Genomic DNA, 2,453 nt, shown 5'->3' with positions numbered 1-2,453 from the left:
CCACGTCCTCGCGCGGCGGGGGGGGCCGCGGGGGCCCCCCCCGGCGGGGGGGGCCCCCGGCTCCGCCGCCACGGCGGCCGAGCCGGTGGTCACCGACGACGTCCTGTTCAGCCGCGGAGAGGCGGGATACTTCTGCTACCGCATCCCCACCCTGGTGAAAGCCACCAACGGTGACCTGCTGGCGATCGTGGAGGGGCGGGAGCGAGCCTGCAACGACGACGCCGACATCGACCTCGTGCTGAAGCGCTCCACCGATGGCGGCGTCACGTGGGGGCCGGTGCAACTGATCGCGGAGGCCGGCGGGGACACCCTCGGCAACCCGGTACCAGTCGTGGACGAACGCACCGGCCGCATCGTGATCCTGGCCAACCGCAACGCCTACGATGCATGCCCTCCCTGCGACCGGGACGTGTACCTGCTGACCAGCGACAACCACGGGGCGACGTGGACCGCCCCGCGAGAAATGCCGCACCTCAAGCGGCCGGAGTGGGACCGGTTCATCGCCAACGGGCCGGTGCACGGCATCCAGCTCAAACGCGGTCCGCACGCCGGCCGGCTGATCGTCAGCTCTATGCACGAGATGAGCGACGGCGACGAGCTGCCGATCTTCGGCGCCCACCTGTACTTCAGCGACGACGGTGGTGTCACCTGGCAGATCGGTGCCACCATCGCCGACTTGGAGGGACGGACCAAACCCACCGAGACCACGGTGGTCGAGCTGACCGACGGCCGGCTCTACGTCAGCGCCCGCGAGGTCGCCTCCGCGTCGGACGGGGTGCGGGCGTACGCCCACTCCAGCGACGGCGGCGAGAGCTTCGACGGCTACTTCCAGACGTTGCCGACATTCTCCACGGTGCAGGTGCAGGCGTCGCTGCTGCGACTGACCGCCACCGACGAAGGTGACGCCCGTGACCGCATCATGATCTCCACGGTCGCGCATCCGGGCGCTCGCGAGGTCATGGCGATCCGGTCGTCGTTCGACGAGGCGCGGACCTGGGACCAGGGCAAGGTCTTCTGGTGGGGGCCGACGGCCTACTCCGACATGGTCGAGATCGGCACCGACGCCACCCACGGGATCATGACCGGACTGCTCTACGAGGCTGGTGCCACCAACCCGTACGAGACCATCCGCTGGGCCCGGTTCAACGAGGCGCACCTCGGCACCCCGAACGGCACCCCGGGTGCCTTCCCACCGCCACCGGTGCCGGGCCCGACGACCCCGGACGTGTCACCGCGGTACGACAACACCGCGTACGTGCGGGGCGACGCGAGGCTGACCGGCGGCCGGTACGGCAAGGGGCTGGCGCTGGACAAGGTCGACGACGGCGTCGAGGTGCCGTACACGCCAGCCGTGGACGTGGAGGACGGCGACTTCACGGCCATGACGTGGTTCCGATACAACGCGGCCACCGGCTCGCACACCATCCTGTCGGCGTACCGGATCAACGCGGCGCCGCAGATGTGGCTGCTGGCCGAACCGGCGAGCAACCGCATCCGGGCGTTCCTCGGCACCGGCCTGGGCACCGCAGTGACGCTGGCGTCGCCGGCGGCGTACAACGACGGGGCCTGGCACCACATCACGCTACAGCGGATCGACCGCCAGCTCACGATGTACGTCGACGGTGCCCCGGTCGCGACGGGCACCACGCCGCCCGGCTCGGTCACCAACGGCCGCGAGTTCGGCGTCCACGGCCTGTCCGTCGGCCAGCGGCTCGACGGCGCCAATCGGTTCCTCGGCACGCTCGACGAGTTCCGGTTGTACGGTCGCGCGTTGACGGCCAAGGAGCTTTCCGAGATCCGTACCCACAATGTGCCCATCGCTGGCCGGCTGCGGCTACGGCTGCCATTCGAAACGCTCGATGCGGGTTGACGTGATGACCCGTCGGCGACTGTCCGTCCTGACAGTCGCCGGGGTCGCGACCAGCCCACTCATCAACCTCCAGCACGAAACATCATCTCGGGCGAGCAGAATCAGCCACTCGGTCCAGCGGTTCGGCCGGCTGGCGTCGCGCTGCCGGTTCTGCCACGGCCGGGGACGGGTCGGCGCCGAGCACGAACCCGCCGAACCGCCCCCGGGCCCGCCGCCGCCTCCGCTGCCGGCCTGGGAGGGACATCAACTCGCGAACCGCCCTCTGAGGCGGTGCACGGAAAGCCCTGCAACGCAGTTCCGATGCCTCGCTGTCCTACACGGCCAAGCCCCGCGCCGTCGTGGAGTGCGGCATGTATGGGAACCCCGACCACGGCTGCTCGGACGAGCGTGAGGACGCCAATGCGGCCTACACACACGCCCTGCAGTGGTACCTCACCAAGGACTCCCGCTACGCCAAGAAGGCGATCCAGATCATGGACGCCTGGTCGGCCGTGATCACCAAACACACCGGGAGCAACGCGCCGCTGCAGACCGGCTTTGCGGGCGCCAACTTCTCCCGCGCCGCCGAACTCATCAAGCACAC

2 protein-coding genes are annotated in these 2,453 nt (G+C 69.9%); both read left to right on the top strand.

What is annotated here, in order from left to right:
• A partial coding sequence (locus MBA17_RS48590) for an exo-alpha-sialidase (RefSeq protein WP_238505761.1) occupies window positions 1-1,870 on the top strand: 1,870 nt, incomplete at its 5' end.
• Window positions 1,871-2,220: 350 nt separating this feature from the next.
• A partial coding sequence (locus MBA17_RS48585) for an alginate lyase family protein (protein ID WP_238505760.1) occupies window positions 2,221-2,453 on the top strand: 233 nt, incomplete at its 3' end.

This window comes from Dolomitihabitans soli (assembly GCF_022213955.1).
GTDB lineage: Bacteria > Actinomycetota > Actinomycetes > Streptosporangiales > Streptosporangiaceae > Streptosporangium_A > Streptosporangium_A soli.
This window is presented reverse-complemented; position numbering and strand designations above follow the sequence as displayed.